Origin of the sequence: Paraburkholderia sp. MM5482-R2 (assembly GCF_050436125.1) — a bacterium.
In the GTDB taxonomy this organism is placed as follows: domain Bacteria; phylum Pseudomonadota; class Gammaproteobacteria; order Burkholderiales; family Burkholderiaceae; genus Paraburkholderia; species Paraburkholderia tuberum.
On the sequence record NZ_JBNDLP010000003.1, the window covers coordinates 855,034 to 873,105 of the forward strand.

At 61.8% G+C, this 18,072-nt stretch carries 13 protein-coding genes and 5 pseudogenes; 12 read left to right on the forward strand and 6 right to left on the reverse strand.

Going from position 1 to position 18,072, the window contains the following annotated elements; all coding sequences use genetic code 11:
* Positions 1-25 precede the first annotated feature (25 nt).
* Positions 26-451 carry a CopG family transcriptional regulator gene (locus OKW37_RS26070; protein WP_429354628.1) on the forward strand — a complete coding sequence of 142 codons (426 nt, stop codon included), beginning with the start codon at positions 26-28 and terminating at the stop codon, positions 449-451.
* 44 nt (positions 452-495) lie between these two features.
* A pseudogene (locus tag OKW37_RS26075) lies at positions 496-1,572 on the forward strand (extracellular catalytic domain type 1 short-chain-length polyhydroxyalkanoate depolymerase).
* Between the two features lie 65 nt (positions 1,573-1,637).
* Here OKW37_RS26075 and OKW37_RS26080 read toward each other — a convergent pair.
* Entirely contained in the window at positions 1,638-1,892 is a 255-nt protein-coding gene (locus OKW37_RS26080; protein ID WP_429402635.1) for a hypothetical protein, read from the reverse strand.
* A gap of 181 nt (positions 1,893-2,073) precedes the next feature.
* Between OKW37_RS26080 and OKW37_RS26085 the strand changes: the two genes are divergently transcribed.
* Complete coding sequence (locus tag OKW37_RS26085; RefSeq protein ID WP_429354626.1) at positions 2,074-2,706, forward strand: TetR/AcrR family transcriptional regulator; 633 nt, start codon at positions 2,074-2,076, stop codon at positions 2,704-2,706.
* A 237-nt stretch (positions 2,707-2,943) separates the two neighbouring features.
* Here the strand turns inward: OKW37_RS26085 and OKW37_RS26090 are convergent.
* Positions 2,944-3,309, reverse strand: a pseudogene (locus OKW37_RS26090) (transposase); the annotation flags it as partial.
* Between the two features lie 25 nt (positions 3,310-3,334).
* Between OKW37_RS26090 and OKW37_RS26095 the strand changes: the two are divergent.
* A pseudogene (locus tag OKW37_RS26095) lies at positions 3,335-4,425 on the forward strand (IS3 family transposase); the annotation flags it as partial.
* 27 nt (positions 4,426-4,452) lie between these two features.
* Here the strand turns inward: OKW37_RS26095 and OKW37_RS26100 are convergent.
* The 4 genes from OKW37_RS26100 to OKW37_RS26115 form a co-directional block, all read right to left on the reverse strand.
* Positions 4,453-6,522 carry a recombinase family protein gene (locus OKW37_RS26100; protein ID WP_429402636.1) on the reverse strand — a complete coding sequence of 690 codons (2,070 nt, stop codon included), beginning with the start codon at positions 6,520-6,522 and terminating at the stop codon, positions 4,453-4,455.
* Complete coding sequence (locus tag OKW37_RS26105) at positions 6,515-6,706, reverse strand: hypothetical protein (protein ID WP_429401213.1); 192 nt, start codon at positions 6,704-6,706, stop codon at positions 6,515-6,517. The genes OKW37_RS26100 and OKW37_RS26105 overlap by 8 nt, the downstream gene beginning before the upstream one ends.
* A 746-nt stretch (positions 6,707-7,452) precedes the next feature.
* Positions 7,453-7,917: a PaaI family thioesterase gene (locus OKW37_RS26110; protein ID WP_429402637.1), complete on the reverse strand. Its 465-nt coding sequence runs from the start codon at positions 7,915-7,917 to the stop codon at positions 7,453-7,455.
* Positions 7,914-8,723 (reverse strand): IclR family transcriptional regulator, encoded by an 810-nt coding sequence (locus OKW37_RS26115; RefSeq protein WP_429402638.1) that lies wholly within the window; start codon positions 8,721-8,723, stop codon positions 7,914-7,916. The genes OKW37_RS26110 and OKW37_RS26115 overlap by 4 nt, the downstream gene beginning before the upstream one ends.
* 114 nt (positions 8,724-8,837) lie before the next feature.
* On the opposite strand from OKW37_RS26115, the gene OKW37_RS26120 reads away from it, so the two are divergent.
* The 8 genes and pseudogenes from OKW37_RS26120 to OKW37_RS26155 all read left to right on the forward strand — a co-directional run bounded on the left by OKW37_RS26120 (position 8,838) and on the right by OKW37_RS26155 (position 17,877).
* Complete coding sequence (locus tag OKW37_RS26120; RefSeq protein WP_429402639.1) at positions 8,838-10,397, forward strand: acyl-CoA synthetase; 1,560 nt, start codon at positions 8,838-8,840, stop codon at positions 10,395-10,397.
* A gap of 70 nt (positions 10,398-10,467) precedes the next feature.
* On the forward strand, positions 10,468-11,604 hold the full coding sequence (locus OKW37_RS26125) for an FAS1-like dehydratase domain-containing protein (RefSeq protein WP_429402640.1): 1,137 nt from the start codon (positions 10,468-10,470) through the stop codon (positions 11,602-11,604).
* Positions 11,605-11,682: 78 nt separating this feature from the next.
* Positions 11,683-12,921: a CaiB/BaiF CoA transferase family protein gene (locus OKW37_RS26130; RefSeq protein WP_429402641.1), complete on the forward strand. Its 1,239-nt coding sequence runs from the start codon at positions 11,683-11,685 to the stop codon at positions 12,919-12,921.
* 114 nt (positions 12,922-13,035) lie between these two features.
* A pseudogene (locus OKW37_RS26135) lies at positions 13,036-14,649 on the forward strand (MFS transporter); the annotation flags it as partial.
* 176 nt (positions 14,650-14,825) lie between these two features.
* Entirely contained in the window at positions 14,826-16,067 is a 1,242-nt protein-coding gene (locus OKW37_RS26140; protein ID WP_429402642.1) for a porin, read from the forward strand.
* Positions 16,068-16,276: 209 nt separating this feature from the next.
* A pseudogene (locus tag OKW37_RS26145) lies at positions 16,277-16,984 on the forward strand (IS6 family transposase).
* On the forward strand, positions 16,984-17,130 hold the full coding sequence (locus tag OKW37_RS26150) for an AraC family transcriptional regulator (protein WP_429404286.1): 147 nt from the start codon (positions 16,984-16,986) through the stop codon (positions 17,128-17,130). The pseudogene OKW37_RS26145 and the gene OKW37_RS26150 overlap by 1 nt, the downstream one beginning before the upstream one ends.
* A gap of 180 nt (positions 17,131-17,310) precedes the next feature.
* Entirely contained in the window at positions 17,311-17,877 is a 567-nt protein-coding gene (locus tag OKW37_RS26155; RefSeq protein WP_429402643.1) for a hypothetical protein, read from the forward strand.
* Positions 17,878-18,072 lie beyond the last annotated feature (195 nt).

Genomic DNA, 18,072 nt, shown 5'->3' on the forward strand with positions numbered 1-18,072 from the left:
ACATGGATGGTGATAGGAGGGAAAAATGAAAAAGCCCGCAGCACTTGAGCCGATTCGCCCCAAAGGCGGCGAATCGGAAAAAATCACGATCAACCTCGGCCCCGTCGATCTCGGACAAATCGATCTGCTGGTCGAGGAAGGTTTTTATTCGAACCGGACCGACCTGATCCGAACGGCGATTCGCAACCAGCTTGCCCTTCATGCGCAGGTCGTGCAGGACACGGTGACGCGCCGTGCGCTTGTGCTCGGACTGCAGCACTTTTCCAGGCAGGATCTCGAGGCGGTTCGTGCTGCGCGGCAGCGCCTCACCATTCAGGTGCTGGGACTCGCCAGCTTTGCCACAGACGTCACGCCTGAGCTTGCCCTCGCCACGATCGAAAGCATCACGGTGCTGGGAGCCTTTCACGCTTCGCCCGCCGTCAAGGCGGCGCTCGCGGACCGCATCCACTAGCCACGCGACGCCCAAGGCCTACTTCCGCTAACCGGACACATACGATGAAACTCGATGAAGGTTTCATGAATTCAATGCACGAAGCGATGACCTTGCTGCGTACCCGCGGTCCCGTCGAAGCGACAGAAGCCATACAACGCGCGCTGCGAGGAGGCGCCGTTGATGGAATGCGGGACAAGGCGTAAGTTTTCCCGTTCGCCGAGACACAAATAAGCGAAGTCACACCGCACACGTCACGAGAAGACAGCAAGGATGTCGAAGACCGGGGGCACTTCAGCACGCATGCGTATTCGAACGCCGCCGGCGCCCGGCAGTATCGGCTGAATGTGCCGGCGGGCGCAGTCGGCGAACCGATGCCACTGATAGTGATGCTGCACGGCTGCACGCAGAACGCCGACGATTTTGCAGCAGGTACGCAGATGAATGCGCTTGCGAAGCAGCAACGATGTCTTGTCGCGTATCCCGTGCAGCCGCAACAGGCCAATCCGTCGAAGTGCTGGAACTGGTTCAGACCAGACGACCAACGTCGCGAGAATGGCGAGCCGTCATTGATCGCAGGCATCACGCGCGAAATCATCGCGGCCCACAACGTCGATCCTGCGCGCGTGTACGTCGCGGGACTGTCTGCGGGCGGCGCGATGGCGGCGATCATGATCGCCACGTATTCTGACCTGTACGCTGCAGCGGGTGTGCATTCCGGTCTGCCCGTGGGCAGCGCACACGATTTACCGTCTGCGCTCGCGGCTATGAAAGGCGGCAAACGCCGCAGCACGACAGCGCACGCGAAGCGCGCCAAAGACTCGCCGAATCGGCCCATGATCGTCTTTCACGGCGACGCGGACGCCACGGTTCACGTCGCGAATGCTACGCAGTTGGTTCAGGGCTTCGACGCGCGAGTCGATAACTGCAGTGTAGGGCGTCGGACCGATACGGGGCAGCGCAGTTGTACCGTTTCGAAGCTGGCTTCCCCCGATGGTATCGCCGCGGAGTTGTGGACCATTCATGGCGCGCCGCACGCGTGGTCAGGTGGTAACGCACGCGGCAGTTACACGGACCCAAGCGGCCCGGACGCGAGTGCTGAAATGCTGCGATTCTTTCTTGACCATCCCAAACAGGGATGAGGCACGACCAACGCTGCTCTTCGCAGGAAGAGCAGCGTCTACCTTCCGCGTACTTTCAACCTCTGTTAGGTCGACTGTTTTGCCGATGACTGTGCTTTCGGCACAGACCCGGCCTGGACGAGGCGTGCGTCTTCCTGCGTCACAGCGCCGACGTATTTCCAGCCGTCCGGCAACTTCACGAACGTGTAACCCGTGGGCGCATCGACGAACACCGTGAAAACGGGCGAGTCAGCCTTCGCCTCGGAAACTGCTTGCGCGTGCGACACAATCGGCGCGGCCAGCAGCGTGACAGCGAAAAGTGACGAGGAAATCAGCTTCATTGCACAATCCTTGAGATGTTGAACCGCTCGACCATCGAACCTGACAGATGGCCACGATATTTCTGTGACGACCATTACAGATATTGAAGCACAGGCGAAGCGTATGCGTCCATAATTTTGTTATGATCGACATAGAATTCAGTTTTCGTGGGTTCGCGACAATCGCTTGCCAGGAGGAGACATGGAGCCGGCCAGTTACGGCGAAACCAAAGGACGCGGCAGACCAAGAGCATTCGAGCGCGAGGTGGCGCTCAGGCGCGCGATGGACCTTTTCTGGGAAAAGGGCTTCGATATGTGCTCGATGTCGGATCTCGTCGATGCAATGGGCGTCAACTCGCCGAGCATCTACGCGGCGTTCGGCAACAAGGAAAGCCTGTATCGAGAGGCGATCGAGCTATACGTCCGGGCCGAAGGCGGCGCGGCGTTGAGGAACTTCGAATCGCACGCGACGTTGCGCGAAAGCCTCGAAGCCATGTTCGACGCGAGCATCGAGCTTTTCACGGGCGGACAGCGTTCTCGTGGATGCATGATTTTTCTCGGCGGCGCGGGGATTGGCGCCGAGCACGTCGAACTGCGAAACTTCCTTCAGGCATTGCGGCTAAAGGTGGCTCGAACCGTCGAAAAGCGCTTGAAGAAAGCCGTCGAACAAGGGGAACTCGTGCCTGAGGCGGACGCCGCGGCGCTTGCCACATTGTGCATGTCGGTTTTTTCCGGCCTGTCCGTCCAGGCCGCCGACGGCGCCAGCAAACGCAAGCTGCACGCCGGGGTTGCTCAGTTGCTGGCGATGATTCCTTTTCGTCCCGCGTCGCATTGAGCTAAAACCAGTTTGCAGTCGATGAGCGAACGGGTGAGCGCTATCCTGACGGATCGCCAGGTAATCACACGCACTATCGAACCATGGACCTGAACCTGATCGGCCTGTTCGTCGAGATCGTCGAATCGCGCAGTCTTAGCGGCGCGCAAGCTCGGCATGACGCGCGCGAACATCAGTCAGCGGCTCAAGCTGCTGGAACGCGAAACGGGCGCAATTGCTGCGCCGCTCGACCCGACTACGGATCGCTTTGCCGTTGTCTTTACGGAACCGCGCAATGGTCTTGAAGTCCGGTGCAAGGCGGCCTGTAAGCCACTCGCGTTCAAGGCGGCGGCTCGACTGAATACGGTTCAGGTAACCGTAGATATAGATCTTGAGCATCATCTCGGGGTGATACGACGGCCGACCGGTCAATGCTGGTTCGACGCCTTCAAACCCAAGCTTATGCAGATCAAGCTCATCGACAAAGACATCAACTACGCGCACGGGATTGGTGTCCGTCACGTAGTCATCGAGGGCTTCAGGGAGGAGAAATCTTTGCGTACGATTGTCGCCTTGAACGAACCGTTGAGCTTGCCCCCGAAAAACGAATCCCTTGCTGAGCAGTTAAACTCAAGCAAGGAGAAGAACGATGACAGGTAAGGCAAAGCGAGCGCAGTACACGCTCGAATTCAAGCTGGAAGCGGTGCGGCTGGTCAAGGCCGGGCAAAGCATGGCGGCGGTGGCGGCGACACTGGGTGTGGTTGAACAGACGCTGTACAACTGGGTGAAGGCTGACCGGGAAGGCAAGCTTGCGGGAGCAGGCACGAAGCCTGTGAGCCCGGAACAGATGGAGCTGGCGCGGCTGCGTGCCGAAGTGGCTCGCCTGAAGATGGAGCGAGATATTTTAAAAAAAGCCGCCGCGTACTTTGCCAAGGAGTCGATGTGAAGTACGCATTCATTGAGCGCAATCGACGCCACTGGCCGGTCTCGGTGCTATGCGAAGTGCTGGAAGTCAGTCCCAGCGGATATCATCAGCGCCGGCAACGCGCCGCGCAGCACAAGCCGCACCGAAGCCGCGTGAGCAACGACGCACTTCTCACGCACATCAAGGCGATTCACACGCAGGTCAAGGGCGAATACGGCTGGCCTCGCATGTGGAAGGAACTGCTCGCGCATGGCGTGCGCGCGGGCAAGGAGCGGGTCCGCAAGCTGATGGCGCAGCATGGCGTTCGAGCCCGCCACAAGCGCAAGTACATCGCGACGACAAACTCGAACCACGATTTGCCGGTGGCGCCCAATCTGCTGGCGCGCGACTTCACTGCAACTGCACCGAACCAGGTCTGGACGAGCGATATTACCTATCTGGCGACAGCCGAAGGCTGGGTGTACCTCGCGGTTATCATCGATCTGTTCAGCCGGCAGGTAGTGGGCTGGTCGATGCAACCGCACATGAAGGCTGAACTGGTCACGGACGCATTGCGCATGGCGTGGTTCCGGCGCCGCCCTCAAGCCGGCGTTACCGTGCACAGCGACCGGGGTAGCCAGTATTGCAGCGGCCTGTTTCAGGATACGTTGAAGGCCTACGGCATGCGTTCGTCGATGAGCCGACGCGGTGATTGTTGGGATAATGCGCCGACGGAAAGTCTCTGGGGTTCGCTGAAGGTGGCGCGCATGCATGGACGACACTTCGCCACCCGGCGTGCCGCAATGGATGAGGTGATTGACTGGCTGGGCTTTTACAAGTGCGTTTCATACTGCCCAACCTCGCTATGTTGTTGATAAATCTAGAGAGCCCTGTTGTGTCGTTGGTATTGTGGGGTGTCCACGCCGTGCGCGAGCCCGTCCGACGAGTTCGGTAACTGCGTCCCCGGTAAGCGAATTGCGATTGAAGATCCATGGCCCGTTGGGTAACGGATGTTCGGCGGGGATCTTGTTGCGCTCAACTGCGAGCCTGAGCGTTCCGGGGCTCACACCGATGAACGCCGATGCCTCGGTCAACGTCATCCATCCTTCAGCAGCACGTCGTTCGCTCGAATAGACCGGGATCTGATGGTGGCTGCGCAACGCGGTGACTCGCTCCTGGGTCCAGAAGTTACCCCGGCCGGTTCGCAGGTCATTGCGATTGAGTACGCCGGCGATCACCAGATCCGGACAGATACGGACAAGCTGGCGCACGGCATCAATTGCTTCACGTGACGTATGCGTAGTGTTCTCTCCGCGGCGCCGCCGCGGCACGCGAATCTCGGTATGTACTCCGCCCTTCCAGTGAATGACGAGCACGATTTCGCTCGTTGCGTCGTCAACGTCAACGACGACTTCGTGGATCAGGGTGCGCACTATGCGCTTCTTCAGGCGGGCGTCGGCCTGCGGCCAGATCGATTCCAATGCAGTGGCAAGATCGGCAAACTCCTCTGGCTGGGTAGGCGGTATCTGGCCGGATGTGCCCGACTGTTGCTCGATACGCGATTCCAGTTCCTCTACGCGTAGTAGCGCATGATTCCAGCGCCGCTCCAGTTCGTCGGCGACAAGCCGGTTCTCGGGGTCAGCAGCATCGTACTGTTTCTGCGCGCGTTGCGCGGCGTAGCGTGCAGCCTGAAGATCCCGCTGCAACGCGGCCAGCACTTCGTCCTGCTTCAGGGTCTCTTCTTCGCGCGCCACGATTGCTGCCTCAATTGCCGCCGGTTGAACGACCTGCAAGACCGCCTCGGCGATGGCCGCGTCCGCGCGTGTGCCACCGAACGCAATACAACGCGGTTGCTCCTTGTCCATCCAGCCGCGATGACAGCTATAGCGCAAGGCGTCGTGCCTGTTACCCGTGTAGTGTAGCGTCAGCTTGCTCGCGCAGCGCCTGCAGCGCAACAGTCCCGCCAGCAGGGCCTCACCGTTCTTCGGGGCGCCAGCGTGTCCGGCCAGACGCAGGTTGCCGCTAATGGCACACTGGATCCGTTCGAATTCGTCCCAGTCAACGTACCCTTCGTGGGCATTCGGAATGAGCGCAAGCCACTGATCCCGTGGTTTGCGGCGATCACGTTTGCGTGGTTCCCCAGCCTCGTAATGGATCGCGCATTCGGTCTTGCCGTAGGCATACGTGCCACCGTAGATCGGGTTGGTCAGGATCCGGTACACCGTGCCGTAGCTCGGCCGTTTCCATTGGATTTCGCCGCGCGGCATGCATGCCGGCAACTGCAGGCCGTGCTCCAGGAACCATAACAACGTCTGACGCACCGAACCAATCGCGCCGAACTGGCGGAATACCGAGCGGATGGCGTCCTGCACGCGCAAATCCGGATCCTTCTCCAGGCGCTGGTCTTCGGTCTTGCAGTAACCCACCGGCGCCGCGACAATGAGTTCGCCCCGTTTGGCCTTCTCCCGACGAGCTTCGAGCGAACGCTGACGCAAGAGATCCAGCTCGTATTCGTTCAGGCTGCCCTTCAAGCCGAGCAGCAAACGATCGTTGCTCTGCCGTGGTGAGTAGACGGTCTCCTGATCGACGAGCACCGTGTCGACGACGCGGCACACCTCAACCAGTTGCTGCCACTCGCGACTGTTGCGCGCGAATCGTGAAACCTCGCGAGCGGCAACTGCGCCGACGTGCCCAAGACAGACCTCTGCGACCATCCGTTCGAAGCCCGTGCGCGTTTGCGTTCCGGCCGCAGAGCGTCCCAGATCCTCGTCGATCACCTCGATCTCGTTCCAGCCCAACTGATGCAGACGATCCTGCATCGCATACTGCAGCTTCTGGCTCTCCAGATTGTGGCTGACCTGATAGGCCGACGACTGGCGCACGTACAGCATGGCCTTGCGCGCCAGATGCTGCGCCCGAATCTTGTCACTCATCGCGCACCTCCGGCTCGTGTACGGCGGCGAGCAGCCCGCGACGGTGTTGCCGCAGCAGTTGCGCCAGCAAACGCACCGTCTGCTGCCGGACCTCCTGCGGCAGGCGCGCCCATTGTGGTGTCTTCGGAAAGGGACGGAACAGGTCGAGTTGACCGCCCGGTTGGGGGTTTGTCTGGCGTCGCATCAGCACCTCCTGTACGGAGCAAAGGATGGTGCTCGGCTTGTACCATACCGCGCGGCTTGGCAGCAGGCGCCTGCGCCAGCAGGTACTTCAGTTCCCTCAATGCTTCACAGCTGACGGCGGGAGACGTTGCCGAGGTAATGCGACAGCAGGCAACGGGATCGAACATCCATTGCGGCACCTCCAGCAAGCCTGCCGTGTCGAACGGCTCTCGCCCACAGCGCAACACTGACTCGGCGTTCTTCCTCTCTATCGTGGTGAAAATCCATACCGTGTGCCCGTACCACGGATGCCAGCGGTAGAGAACCTCCTTTGATTCGCTGATATGGGCGTTGTGTTGACGGCTTGTACAACGCACGCCGGTTACACTCAACGCTCGACTACGTCAGCCCCATGACATTCGAGAAGAACTGGTTCGCGACTCAGTAAGGCGAAGCCGCATAATTCCCCCAGCTATGGGATTCGTCAAACGGGGGCAAGGTCACGTTTCATCTTGCTCATCCTTCGCTATCGGATGGCAAATTTTAGCGCTCCAAAATGCGTTTTGACACAATCTGGGCCATAAAGAGACAGTGACAATCAGCTCCCGAGTGGCTGCTTCTCTTCCCCGCGTCCGCGTTGATGCTGAGCCGGAGCTTCATCAGCCGCTTCTCCTGGACGTCGAACCGGATCGCGTTCAGGGGGCAAGCAGCCTGCGCAACACAGTCCGTCCGGCAGCTAGCATAGCGCTTGCCGCAGGATGCACCGGATTACGTCGGAGGATGATTGCCTTCGTTGGGTCCCTTTTGCAGGGCCCGCATCACCTTCATCGTTGCGACGCCGGTCGCGACGATCACCGACGCGACCCTCAATTCCGCTTGCACGAACAACAGCGTGCCGGTCTGCCGCACGATACGCGATCGCGCCTCGATGAATGCACCGGGCCGCACGGCCGCGACGAAATGCGTGTCGAGTTGCACCGTCACGCACGGTTGCCGCTCAGTTGCTTCCCACGCCGCAGTGCTGACCGACTGATCGAGCAGGCACGTGATCATGCCGCCGTGGATCATGCCAGCCGGATTCACGTGCTCGTGCGTGACGAGCACGCCGAACACGTAGCGATCCGCTTCGCACCGGCTCCACAACGGCCCGACGAGCCCCATGAAGCCGCGCCGGGCATGCTTGCGCCAGCCGGCGTCGATCAGCAGTTGGTGCGTATCGGCCGCCTCACTCATGCGCTTCTCTCAACGATCGATGACGCGATGTCCGCCGCCGCCTCGCGCAGGTCGTGGCCGAGTTCGGCGACACAGTCCGCATTTAGCTGTGTCGCGATGCCGACCGCCGCGAGTCCATATGCCATGCGTCCCGCCGGGTTGAGCACCGGCGCTGCGACCACCGTGACGCCCGCGATGTAGTTGCCGCGATCGACGCCATAGCCACGCTCGCGCGTCGCTTCGATGTCTTTCATCCAGCTGTCCAGTGAAGGCGCATTCTGCCAGTGCAGCGCTGCGAAGCCCGCTTCGAGTTCAGCCTCGCTGTAGCCGCCGAACGCAGCGACGCAGCGACCCGTCGCGCTAATCAGCGCGGGGAACCGGCTGCCCAGCTCGACATGCAGACTGATCGACAGCTCGTACCGGGACAACGCCTTCACCACCATGTGCCGAAGTCCGCTCGCCTCGACGCCCATCGTGCGTACGCCGTAGCGCGACGCGAGTTCGTCCAGATGCGGCTGCGCAAGCTGGCTGAAGCCGCCGCTCTTCAGCGCACTACGCGCGAGCGCCAGCATGCCGGCGCCGATCGCATAGCGCTTGGTTGCGCGGTCCACCTTGACGAGTTCTTCGTCGACCAGCACCCGCAGGATGTGCAACGCGGTGCTTGGCACCATCTCCAACTGATCGGCGACTGCCTTGACGCCAAGCGGCTCGTCGCTTTCACCGAGCAGCCGCAGGATCGCGATCGCGCGGCTGACCGCCGGCACCGGCCGCACGCGCGGACCGTCGGCTTTCCCGGTCTCGTCGCGGGAGGGGCTTAGACCATCCATCGTTTTTCTCCTTCCGTTTTTGTCTATATACAAAAGCATAACGTATTTGACAAAACTTCGCGAGCTTTCTAAAGTGTCTCTAACGAACTACACGACGAACCGGAGACAACGCAGATGACCAAGTTGACGGCATACACCTCTTATGCCGATGCGCAGCAGCATTTCAGCGTCGACAAGCTGTGGGATCTGGTGGACGGCGACGCTTCGCGGCTCAACATCGCGCACGAATGCGTAGACCGCCACGCGGCAAGCGACCGCACCGCCGTCATCGTCGCTCATGCGGATGGGCGCGACGAAATTCTCAGTTTCGCCGAGCTTTCACACACTTCTTCGCATGTCGCGCATTATCTGCGAGACCAGGGTGTCCAGCCGGGCGACCGCATTGGCGTTATGCTCGATCCATCGCTTGCTTTTTATGCGTGTCTTTTCGGAATCCTAAAGGTGGGCGCGATCGCCGTGCCGCTTTTCACGCTGTTCGGCCCAGACGGTCTGAAGCTGCGCGTCGAAGACTGCAAAGCGCGCATGCTCTTCACGAATGAGCAGAAGGCACCCGTGGCGGCGTCGCTGCCGGGCCTTTCGACGGTAGTCGCCGACGACACCTGGCTGCAATCTCTCGCGCACTATCCCGACAGCTTCGACTGCTCCTCGGGTAGTGACGATCTCGCGATCTTCCAGTACACGTCCGGCACCACGCGCGAATTGCCCGATGCGGTACGCCATACGCACCGCGCGCTCGTTATGGTGCTTCGCGCAGCGCTCTACGGGACCGGCGTGCGGCCCGGCGAAGCGTTCTTCTGCCCGTCGTCGCCGGCGTGGGGACACGGACTGTGGCACGGCACGCTCGCACCGCTCGCGCTCGGCACGACGATCGGCGCGTACTCGGGCAAGTTCGCTGCCGAGCGGCTGTTGCGCGCGCTGTCCGAGCACCGCTTCGACAATATGTCGGCCGCCGCGACGCACTATCGGATGATCCGCAACTCCGGCGTCGCGCATCAATACGACTATGCGCTCTCGAAGCTGTCGTTCACCGGCGAGCCGATCGACAGCGACACGATGGAATTCGTGCAACGCACGTTCGGCTGCATGGTGTGCAGCATGTACGGCACGACCGAAATCGGCGTGATCCTGGTCAGTTATCCGGGCGCCCCCGATTTCGCAGTGCGGCCCGGCTCGCTCGGCAAGGCAGTCCCCGGCGTGCGCGTCGAAGTGCAGGACGCGGACGGTGCGCCTTGCGCGCCCGACGTGACCGGCGAACTCGCCGTATGGCGGCGCGGCGCGTGGATTCCGACCAAGGATCTCGGCCGCGTCGACGCCGATGGCTACTTCTATCACCTCGGCCGAGCCGACGACGTGATCATCTCGGCCGGCTGGACCATCAGCGCGGTCGAAGTCGAAGACGCGGTCCTCAAGCATCCCGATGTACGCGAGGCGGCTGCAATCGGCGCACCTGATCCGTTGCGCGGGCATGTAGTCAAGGTGCTGGTTGTCGCACAGCGCGACGGCGACGATAACTTCACACGCGAAATTCAGGATTGCGTCCGACAAAAGCTGAGCCAGCACGAATATCCGCGCATCGTCGAATACGTCGACGAGTTGCCGCGCAATCCGGCGGGCAAGATCAATCGCAAGGTGCTGCGCGAACGCGCGCGGCAAACCGCAGCCAACGCCGCATAAGAAAACAGGAAACAACACCACACACCACCCGACAACACGTAGACACACTTCGCTAATCAGGAGAAGACGCATGGCCGAAGATCAGCTGATGTTCCCCAAAATCACCGAGCAGGGTCTTGAAGACCTCAAGCGGCGCATCGGCGTGAAGGTTGGACCGACGGTCGAGCCGTGGTGCTACGAAGCCACGCGCGACAACATTCGCCACTACGCGCACGGTATTGGCGACGACAACCCGCTGTGGTGCGAGCCCGAATACGCAGCGCAGACGCAATACGGCGGTCTGATCGCGTTGCCGAGCTTCCTGTTCACGACGAGCCGCATCATCTCCGGCTACGTGGGTGGTCTGCCCGGCGTGCACGCGATGTGGTCGGGCGCCGACTGGAACTGGCACAAGACGGTCCATCGCAACGACACCATCTCCACCGAAGCGCATCTGAAGGATCTGATCGAACACGACACACGCTTCGCGGGCCGCGCGATCCAGCAGATCTATCACGTCGATTTCTACAACCAGCATGGCGATCCGGTCGCCGACGCGGATAGCTGGTGTTTCCGCACCGAGCGCGATCATGCGCGCGAAAAAGGCACGAAGTATGCCGAGGTCAAGTCGCGCGCACCGCGCCTGTACTCCGAGCGCGAACTGGCCGAAGCGTACGAGCTCTATCGGAACGAACCGGTGCGCGGCACGCAAAAGCGCCACTGGGAAGACGTCGCCGAGGGCGAGCAATTGCCGGTGATGCTGAAGGGACCCATGACGGTGACCGGCTTCATCGCGTATGCCCAGGGCTGGGGCGGTCTGTATATCCGTGCGAACAAGCTCGCCTGGCAACTGGTCGACGCGCATCCAGGCGCGGGCATCAAGAACCGATTCGGCATTCCCGATTGCCCGGAACGCGTGCACTGGGAAGAGGAGTTTGCGCTGCGCGTCGGTGCGCCGGGCGCGTACGACTACGGTCCCGAGCGCTGCTCGTGGCTCACGCATCATATGACGAACTGGATGGGTGACGACGGCTTCCTGCGGCGCGCGCACTGCAAGATCCGCCGCCACAATCCTGCCGGCGACATGCTGTTCATCACCGGCAAGGTGCTGCGCAAGTACGTCGAGAACGGCCGCCATCTGGTCGAGATCGAGCAGGAAGCGCGCAACCAGGACAACGAGCTGTCGGTTCTGGGCGGCGGTGTGGTCGAGTTGCCGTCGCGCGGCTGACGGCTTCCGCAGTCGCGTGGCGGCATCGAAAGGCCGGGCACGACGGCCCCTTTCGGACATCGAAACAGGAGACATTGGATGAGCGATTCGTCGGACGCGCCGCATGCATCAGGCCGTTCTCCACGGGGGGCGTTGCACGGGTTGAAGGTCGTCGATCTGTCGCGCGTGCTCGCCGGTCCGTATGCGGCGCAAATACTTGCCGATCACGGCGCAGACGTGCTAAAGGTCGAACCGCCGCAAGGCGACGAGACCCGCGAGCTGGGTCCGCCGTTCGTCGGCGACAGCGCCGCGTATTTTCACGGTTTGAATCGCAACAAGCGCGCCATCGCACTCGACCTCGCGAATGCGGCCGGTCGCGAAGTGTTGCTGCGTCTGCTCGCCGACGCCGACGTGCTGATCGAGAACTTCCTGCCCGGCACGATGCAAAAGTGGGGCCTCGACTATCACGAGACGCTCGCGGCGCGCTTTCCGAAGCTGATCTATTGCCGCATCTCCGGCTTCGGCGCGAGCGGTCCGCTCGCGTCGATGCCCGGCTACGACGCAGTCCTGCAGGCGTTCTGCGGGCTGATGAGCGTGAACGGCCACGCGGCATCGGGCGCAACACGCATCGGCATCCCGATCGTCGATACCGCGGTGGGCCTGTCCTCGGTGATCGGCATCCTGTTGGCGGTCGCCGAGCGGCAGCGTTCGGGGCAGGGGCAACTGGTCGATACGTCGCTGTTCGAAACTGCGCTGAGTCTGCTGCATCCGCATCCGGCCAACTGGTTCGCGTCCGGCGCGACGCCGATGCTGACCGGCAACGCACATCCCAATATCTCGCCGTACGACACGTTTTCCGCCGCCGACTGCGAGGTGTTCATCGGCGTCGTCAACGATGGGGCCTTCCGGCGCTTCTGCGACGTGATCGGCCATCGCGAACTGATCGACGATGCGCGCTTCGCGACGAACCCGCTACGCGTGACGAATCGCGCCGCGCTGCGCTCGACACTTGAACCCATTCTGTGCACGTTCGAAAGTACGCGGCTCTGTGGACGTCTGAGCGAAGCGGGCGTGTCCGCATCGCGTATCCAGTCGGTCGCGGACGTGCTCACGCATGCGCAAACGCAAGCGCGCGACATGGTAGTCGAGCTGCCGGACTATCGCGGCGTCGGCATTCCCGTGAAGCTGTCGCGCACGCCGGGCTCGGTGCGCAGCGTGCCGCCGCCCTTCGCCGCTCATACCGAAAGCGTGCTGCGCGATGTGGGCTACTCGGCGCGCGACATCGATCAATTGCTGTCGTCCGGCGTTGCACCGATAGCGCGTCGCCACAAGGGCTGAGGCTTTCCGCCGACGCGCACCCGCTGTTTGCCGTTTCACGAACGATAACGACGCCGTCCACGAGACGGCCACACGGAGACGAATATGACTGACAACCAGACGGTCGTCACGCGGATGACGCGCGACGACCGGCGCGTTCTGTTCGCGTCGTCGCTTGGCGCGGTATTCGAGGCATACGACTTCTATCTGGCCGGCTCGCTCGCGACGATCATCAGCAAGCAGTTCTTTGCCGGCGTCAATCCCGCCGCCGCCTTCGTGTTCACTTTGCTCAGCTTCGCGGCCGGTTTCGCGGTGCGGCCGCTCGGCTCGATCGTGTTCGGCCGGATCGGCGACAAGGTCGGACGCAAATATACCTTCCTGTTCACGATTTCGGTGATGGGCTTCTCGACGTTCGTCATCGGCCTGCTGCCGAACTTCAGCCAGATCGGCATCGCCGCGCCCATCCTCTTCATCGCGTTGCGTCTGCTGCAGGGGCTGTCGCTCGGCGGCGAATACAGCGGGGCGGCCACTTACGTGGCCGAACACGCGCCGAATGCGAAACGTGGCGCATGGACCGCCTGGATCCAGACACCCGCCACACTCAGCCTGCTGCTGTCGCTGATCGTGATACTCGGCGTGCGCTTCGCGGTCGGCGATGCCGCGTTCGCCGACTGGGGCTGGCGCGTGCCGTTTCTCAGTTCCGCGATCCTGCTCGCGGCATCCGTATGGATTCGCCTGAAGTTGCATGAGTCACCGGTATTCATCCGCATGAAGGCGCAGAATCGTGGTTCGCGCGCGCCACTGACCGAGGCATTCGGCCAGTGGCGCAATCTGCGGCTCGCGCTGATCGCGCTGTTCGGGCTGGTCGCCGGCCAGGCCGTTGTGCTCTATACCGGCCAGTTCTACGCGCTGTTCTTTCTCACGCAGACGCTGAAGGTCGACCTCATGACGGCTAACGTGCTGATCGGCGTTGCGCTGATCATCTGCACACCGTTTTTTATCGGCTTCGGCGCGCTGTCCGACCGCATCGGCCGCAAGCCGGTCATCATGACCGGTCTGCTGGTGGCGGCGTGCGCATATTTCCCGCTCTTCAAAGGGCTCACGCACTTCGTGAATCCTGCGCTCGAAGCCGCGCTCGAGCGCGCGCCGATTCAGGTCGTCGCCGATCCGGCGGACTGCTCGTTCCAGTTCAACCCAACCGGCACCGCGCACTTCGTCACGTCGTGCGACGTCGCCAAGCAGGCGCTCGCGAAAGCCGGCCTCAGCTATACGAACACGCCCGCGCCTGCCGGCACGGTCGCGTCGGTGCGCGTGGGCGACGCCGAGGTGCCCGGCTATCGGGCGACGGATGCGGGCGCCAGGGCCGACGAAGCACGCTTTAGCGCCGCGCTCCGCCAGGCGCTGGCGCAAGCCGGCTATCCGCAACGCGCCGATCCCGCGCAGATCAACTGGCCGATGACGCTCGTGATCCTGGTTGCGCTGGGCCTGCTCATTACCGCTACATATGGCCCGGTCGCTGCCGTGCTCGCCGAAATGTTCCCGACGCGTATTCGCTACACCGCCGTCTCGCTGCCGTACAACATCGGCAATGGCTGGTTCGGGGGCTTCCTGCCGGCAACGGCGTTCGCCATCGTCGCCGCGCGCGGCGACATCTACGCGGGGCTCTGGTATCCGGTCGTGATAGTCGCGGTGACCTTCGTGGTAGGCGTGTTCCTGCTGCCGGAAATGAAAGGGGTGAGCCTCGAAAGCGATCCCGCGCAAGCGCCCGCTTCGCTCGGCGCAGGTGGCCTGGGGCCGGTGCACGCAAGCGCGTCCGCAAAGCACTTGGATTCGTGACCTGAAGACAGCTTCCTGAAAAGAACCTTCACGCAGCATGAATATTTCGTAGTACGAGTTAATCGTACATAGAACAACCGGAGACGACAATGAAGAAGCTGTTATCCCGCGCAGCATGTCTGGGGGGATACGTATGCACCAGCATGTTGCCGCACGCGGCGCTCGCCCAATCGTCGGTGACGATCTACGGGATCCTCGATCAGGGCCTCAACTACATCAGTAATGCGCAGGCGTTGAACGCAGCGGGCGCACGCGTCGGCAAGACGCAGTGGACGACGAGCAGTACCGTAATGGCCGGCAACCAGCTCGGCTTTCTCGGCTCGGAGGATCTCGGCGGCGGCTACAAGGCGGTCTTCAGACTCGAGACCGGCTTCGATATCGGCACCGGCAAGCTGCAGGAAGGCGGCACGTTCTTCGGCCGCCAGGCCTATGTCGGCATGACGACCCCCTACGGCTCGGTGACGCTCGGCCGCCAGTACGACTCGATGGTCGATTTCCTGCGGCCGCTTTCAGCAGCAGCCGTGGGCGGCGGCGGCACCTTCACGGCACACGGCAACGACATCGACAATTTCGCGGACACCTATCGCACCAACAATGCGGTCAAATACACGAGCCCCTCCTGGCGCGGCCTCACCGTCAGCGGCATGTACAGTTTCGGCGGCGTCGCGGGATCGGTCACGCGTAACAGCATCTATTCGTTCGGCGCCTCGTATGGAGCGGGACCCTACAAGGTCGCGGCGGCCTGGCTCAAGGTGCACAACCCGAACCAGTCGTTCTTCGGCAACAATACGTTGAGTTCGCCGACCGGCAACAACGTCGGCGCGGTAACAGGAATTCAGTCGAACCCCGTGTACAGCGGCTTTGCCTCCGCCAGCACGTATGAGGTGATCGGAGCAGGCGCGCAGTATGGCACCAGCAGATTCGTTGTCGGCGCGAACTATTCGAACGTGCGGTTCGGCGATCTTGGCGATCCGAACTCGGGCACGCTGTCGCTCACGAATCCGCTCGGATATCACGGCACCGCGATATTCAACAGCTATGCCGCGTACGTGCGCTATTTGCCGAGACCCGACATCGCGTTGACCGGCGCATACGACTTTCTGACTGGAGGCGCGATTGACGGCAAGCCACCCGCGCATTACAACCAGTTCAACGCGGCCGCGCACTACCTCCAGTCGAAACGGACGGATCTATACGTACTCGCTACGTATGTGATCGCAAACGGCACCGATTCGACGAACCAACCGGCGGTCGCATCGATTTTGACGCTGACACCGTCCGACAACGCGCATCAGTTGATCCTGCGGCTCGGCATCATGCATTTCTTCTGACTTCTGACGTGAGCCGGTCGTCGGTCTACTTGACGGACCCTGAACCGGCCGACCCGCGAAACCCGACTGTATCCGGATCATGGCTTGACGGAAAAGTCCGCTGCGCTTGATCGTCGGTAAGCTTGCAAAGACGGCTCCGGTGCAAATAGCGCGGGGGCGAATCGGTTAAGGTGTCAGGCTGAACGAATTGAGAACCGACGATGAGCAAGCTGAAGAGCCTTGACGAACTGTTCGCAGGCCGTCACTTTGACCGCGATGTGATCATTCTGTGTGTTCGCTGGTACCTGCGCTACAAGCTTAGCCTGCGCGATCTGGTCGAGATGATGGCGGAACGGGGTCTGTCGCTGGCGCACACGACGATCCTGCGCTGGGTGCGGCGCTTCGCGCCGGAGTTCGTGAAACGGTGGAACCGCTTTGGCAGGCCCACCGGGCAGTCGTGGCGTGTCGACGAGACTTACCTCAAGCTGCGCGGCAAGTGGGTCTATCTTTATCGAGCGGTGGATCGGGTGGGCCAGACAGTAGACTTCATGCTCAGCGCCAGGCGCGACGTGAAGGCGGCAAAAGCCTTTTTCAGGAAGGCAATCGAACATCAAGGCCAGCCACCGAAGACCATCACGCTTGATGGTTATGCAGCCTCGCACCGCGCCGTGCGCGAGATGAAGGCCGATGGCTTGCTGCCTGAGGACACAAAGGTCCGATCCTCGAAATATCTCAATAATCTGGTCGAGCAGGACCACCGCAACATCAAGTCCCGGACGAAAGTCATGCTCGGCTTCTAACTTTTCAGGAATGCAGCGATTACTCTCTCAGGTATTGAGTTGGTCCATCGTATTCGCAAGGGCCAATTCATCCTCGCGAAGCTCGGCCTCAAAGATACCGCTGCGCCCGCAGTTTGGGAGGCCGTCCTGTCTGCTTGATGAGGTATCCTTTCTATAACAAAAATCTCGTCCAGACCGCCTATTTGCACCAGAGCCGCTTTAGCCACGCTCAGCACTTCAGCACCGCATTCAAGAAGGCGACCGGCGTGACGCCGTCCGATTTCCGCAGGGCGGCGACGCGCTGATGCGCCACGCAGCCCTTGGTGTCGTTCCCGGATGTCCGCATCAGTGGCCAGATCGGGAGCCGTGGCGCCTGGGGAGCGATGCTTCGATTCTTGCATGCTTGCAGTGGCTGTGCTCGTCGGTGTAGCGTGGGGGCTGGGCCAAGAAGCTGACCGGTGCGACACACTATCAATGTGGGCTCCGTGGACCTGGACGGCGACGTCCTGAACGCCTTTGCTGGCAAGGGATCAAAAGCGGCGAGCGTGCATCGGCTGGTTGAGCGCACGGAACATAACGAGTTCGACCTGATTGCCGTCGGCCGGGCATTGATCGGCGACCCGAACTGGGTCATGAAGATTCAAGCGGGAGCTCACGCGACCTGCAGGGCTTTGATGCCGCCGCACTGGGCGCGCTCGTCTGATCCCAACGCGACGCTGATCGAAGATGACAATCGGCCGTTTTCGAATATCGGCCGACTTTACCTCACGTCGTCAGGATCCCGAAGCGACATCCGGCTTTCTGCGCGCTTCAAGGTGCCCGAGCGGCAGGTGGAACCCATGCGTCGCGTAATCGGGGTCGAAGGGGTCTGGAAGGCAGGCCGCTTCGTCAGCCGCTCGACCGTACAGCGCGCGAGCGTGAACCTTTCGCGCAGCAATTGCCACCAGACCGTGCGCGCGCCGTACACCCGAAAGTTGCGGTCCAAACGCGCCGGAGGTGCTGACCCAGCAACGGATGACGAGGTCGCGGCGGCGCCGGTCGACGCGAATTAGCGCGTCGGGACGCATGTAAGTAATACGTCGACGGGGCGATCGCCAGCACTCTGCAACTCGGGCTCGACCCAATACAAGAAGCGATGCTTGTCAATGAAGCCAATGCGGTGATGCTCTTGCGCCGTGGGTATGGCCTTCAGACCGCGGTCACTCCCAGCCTATCGAACCCAATTTCTTAACGTCTCGCGCAAGCAG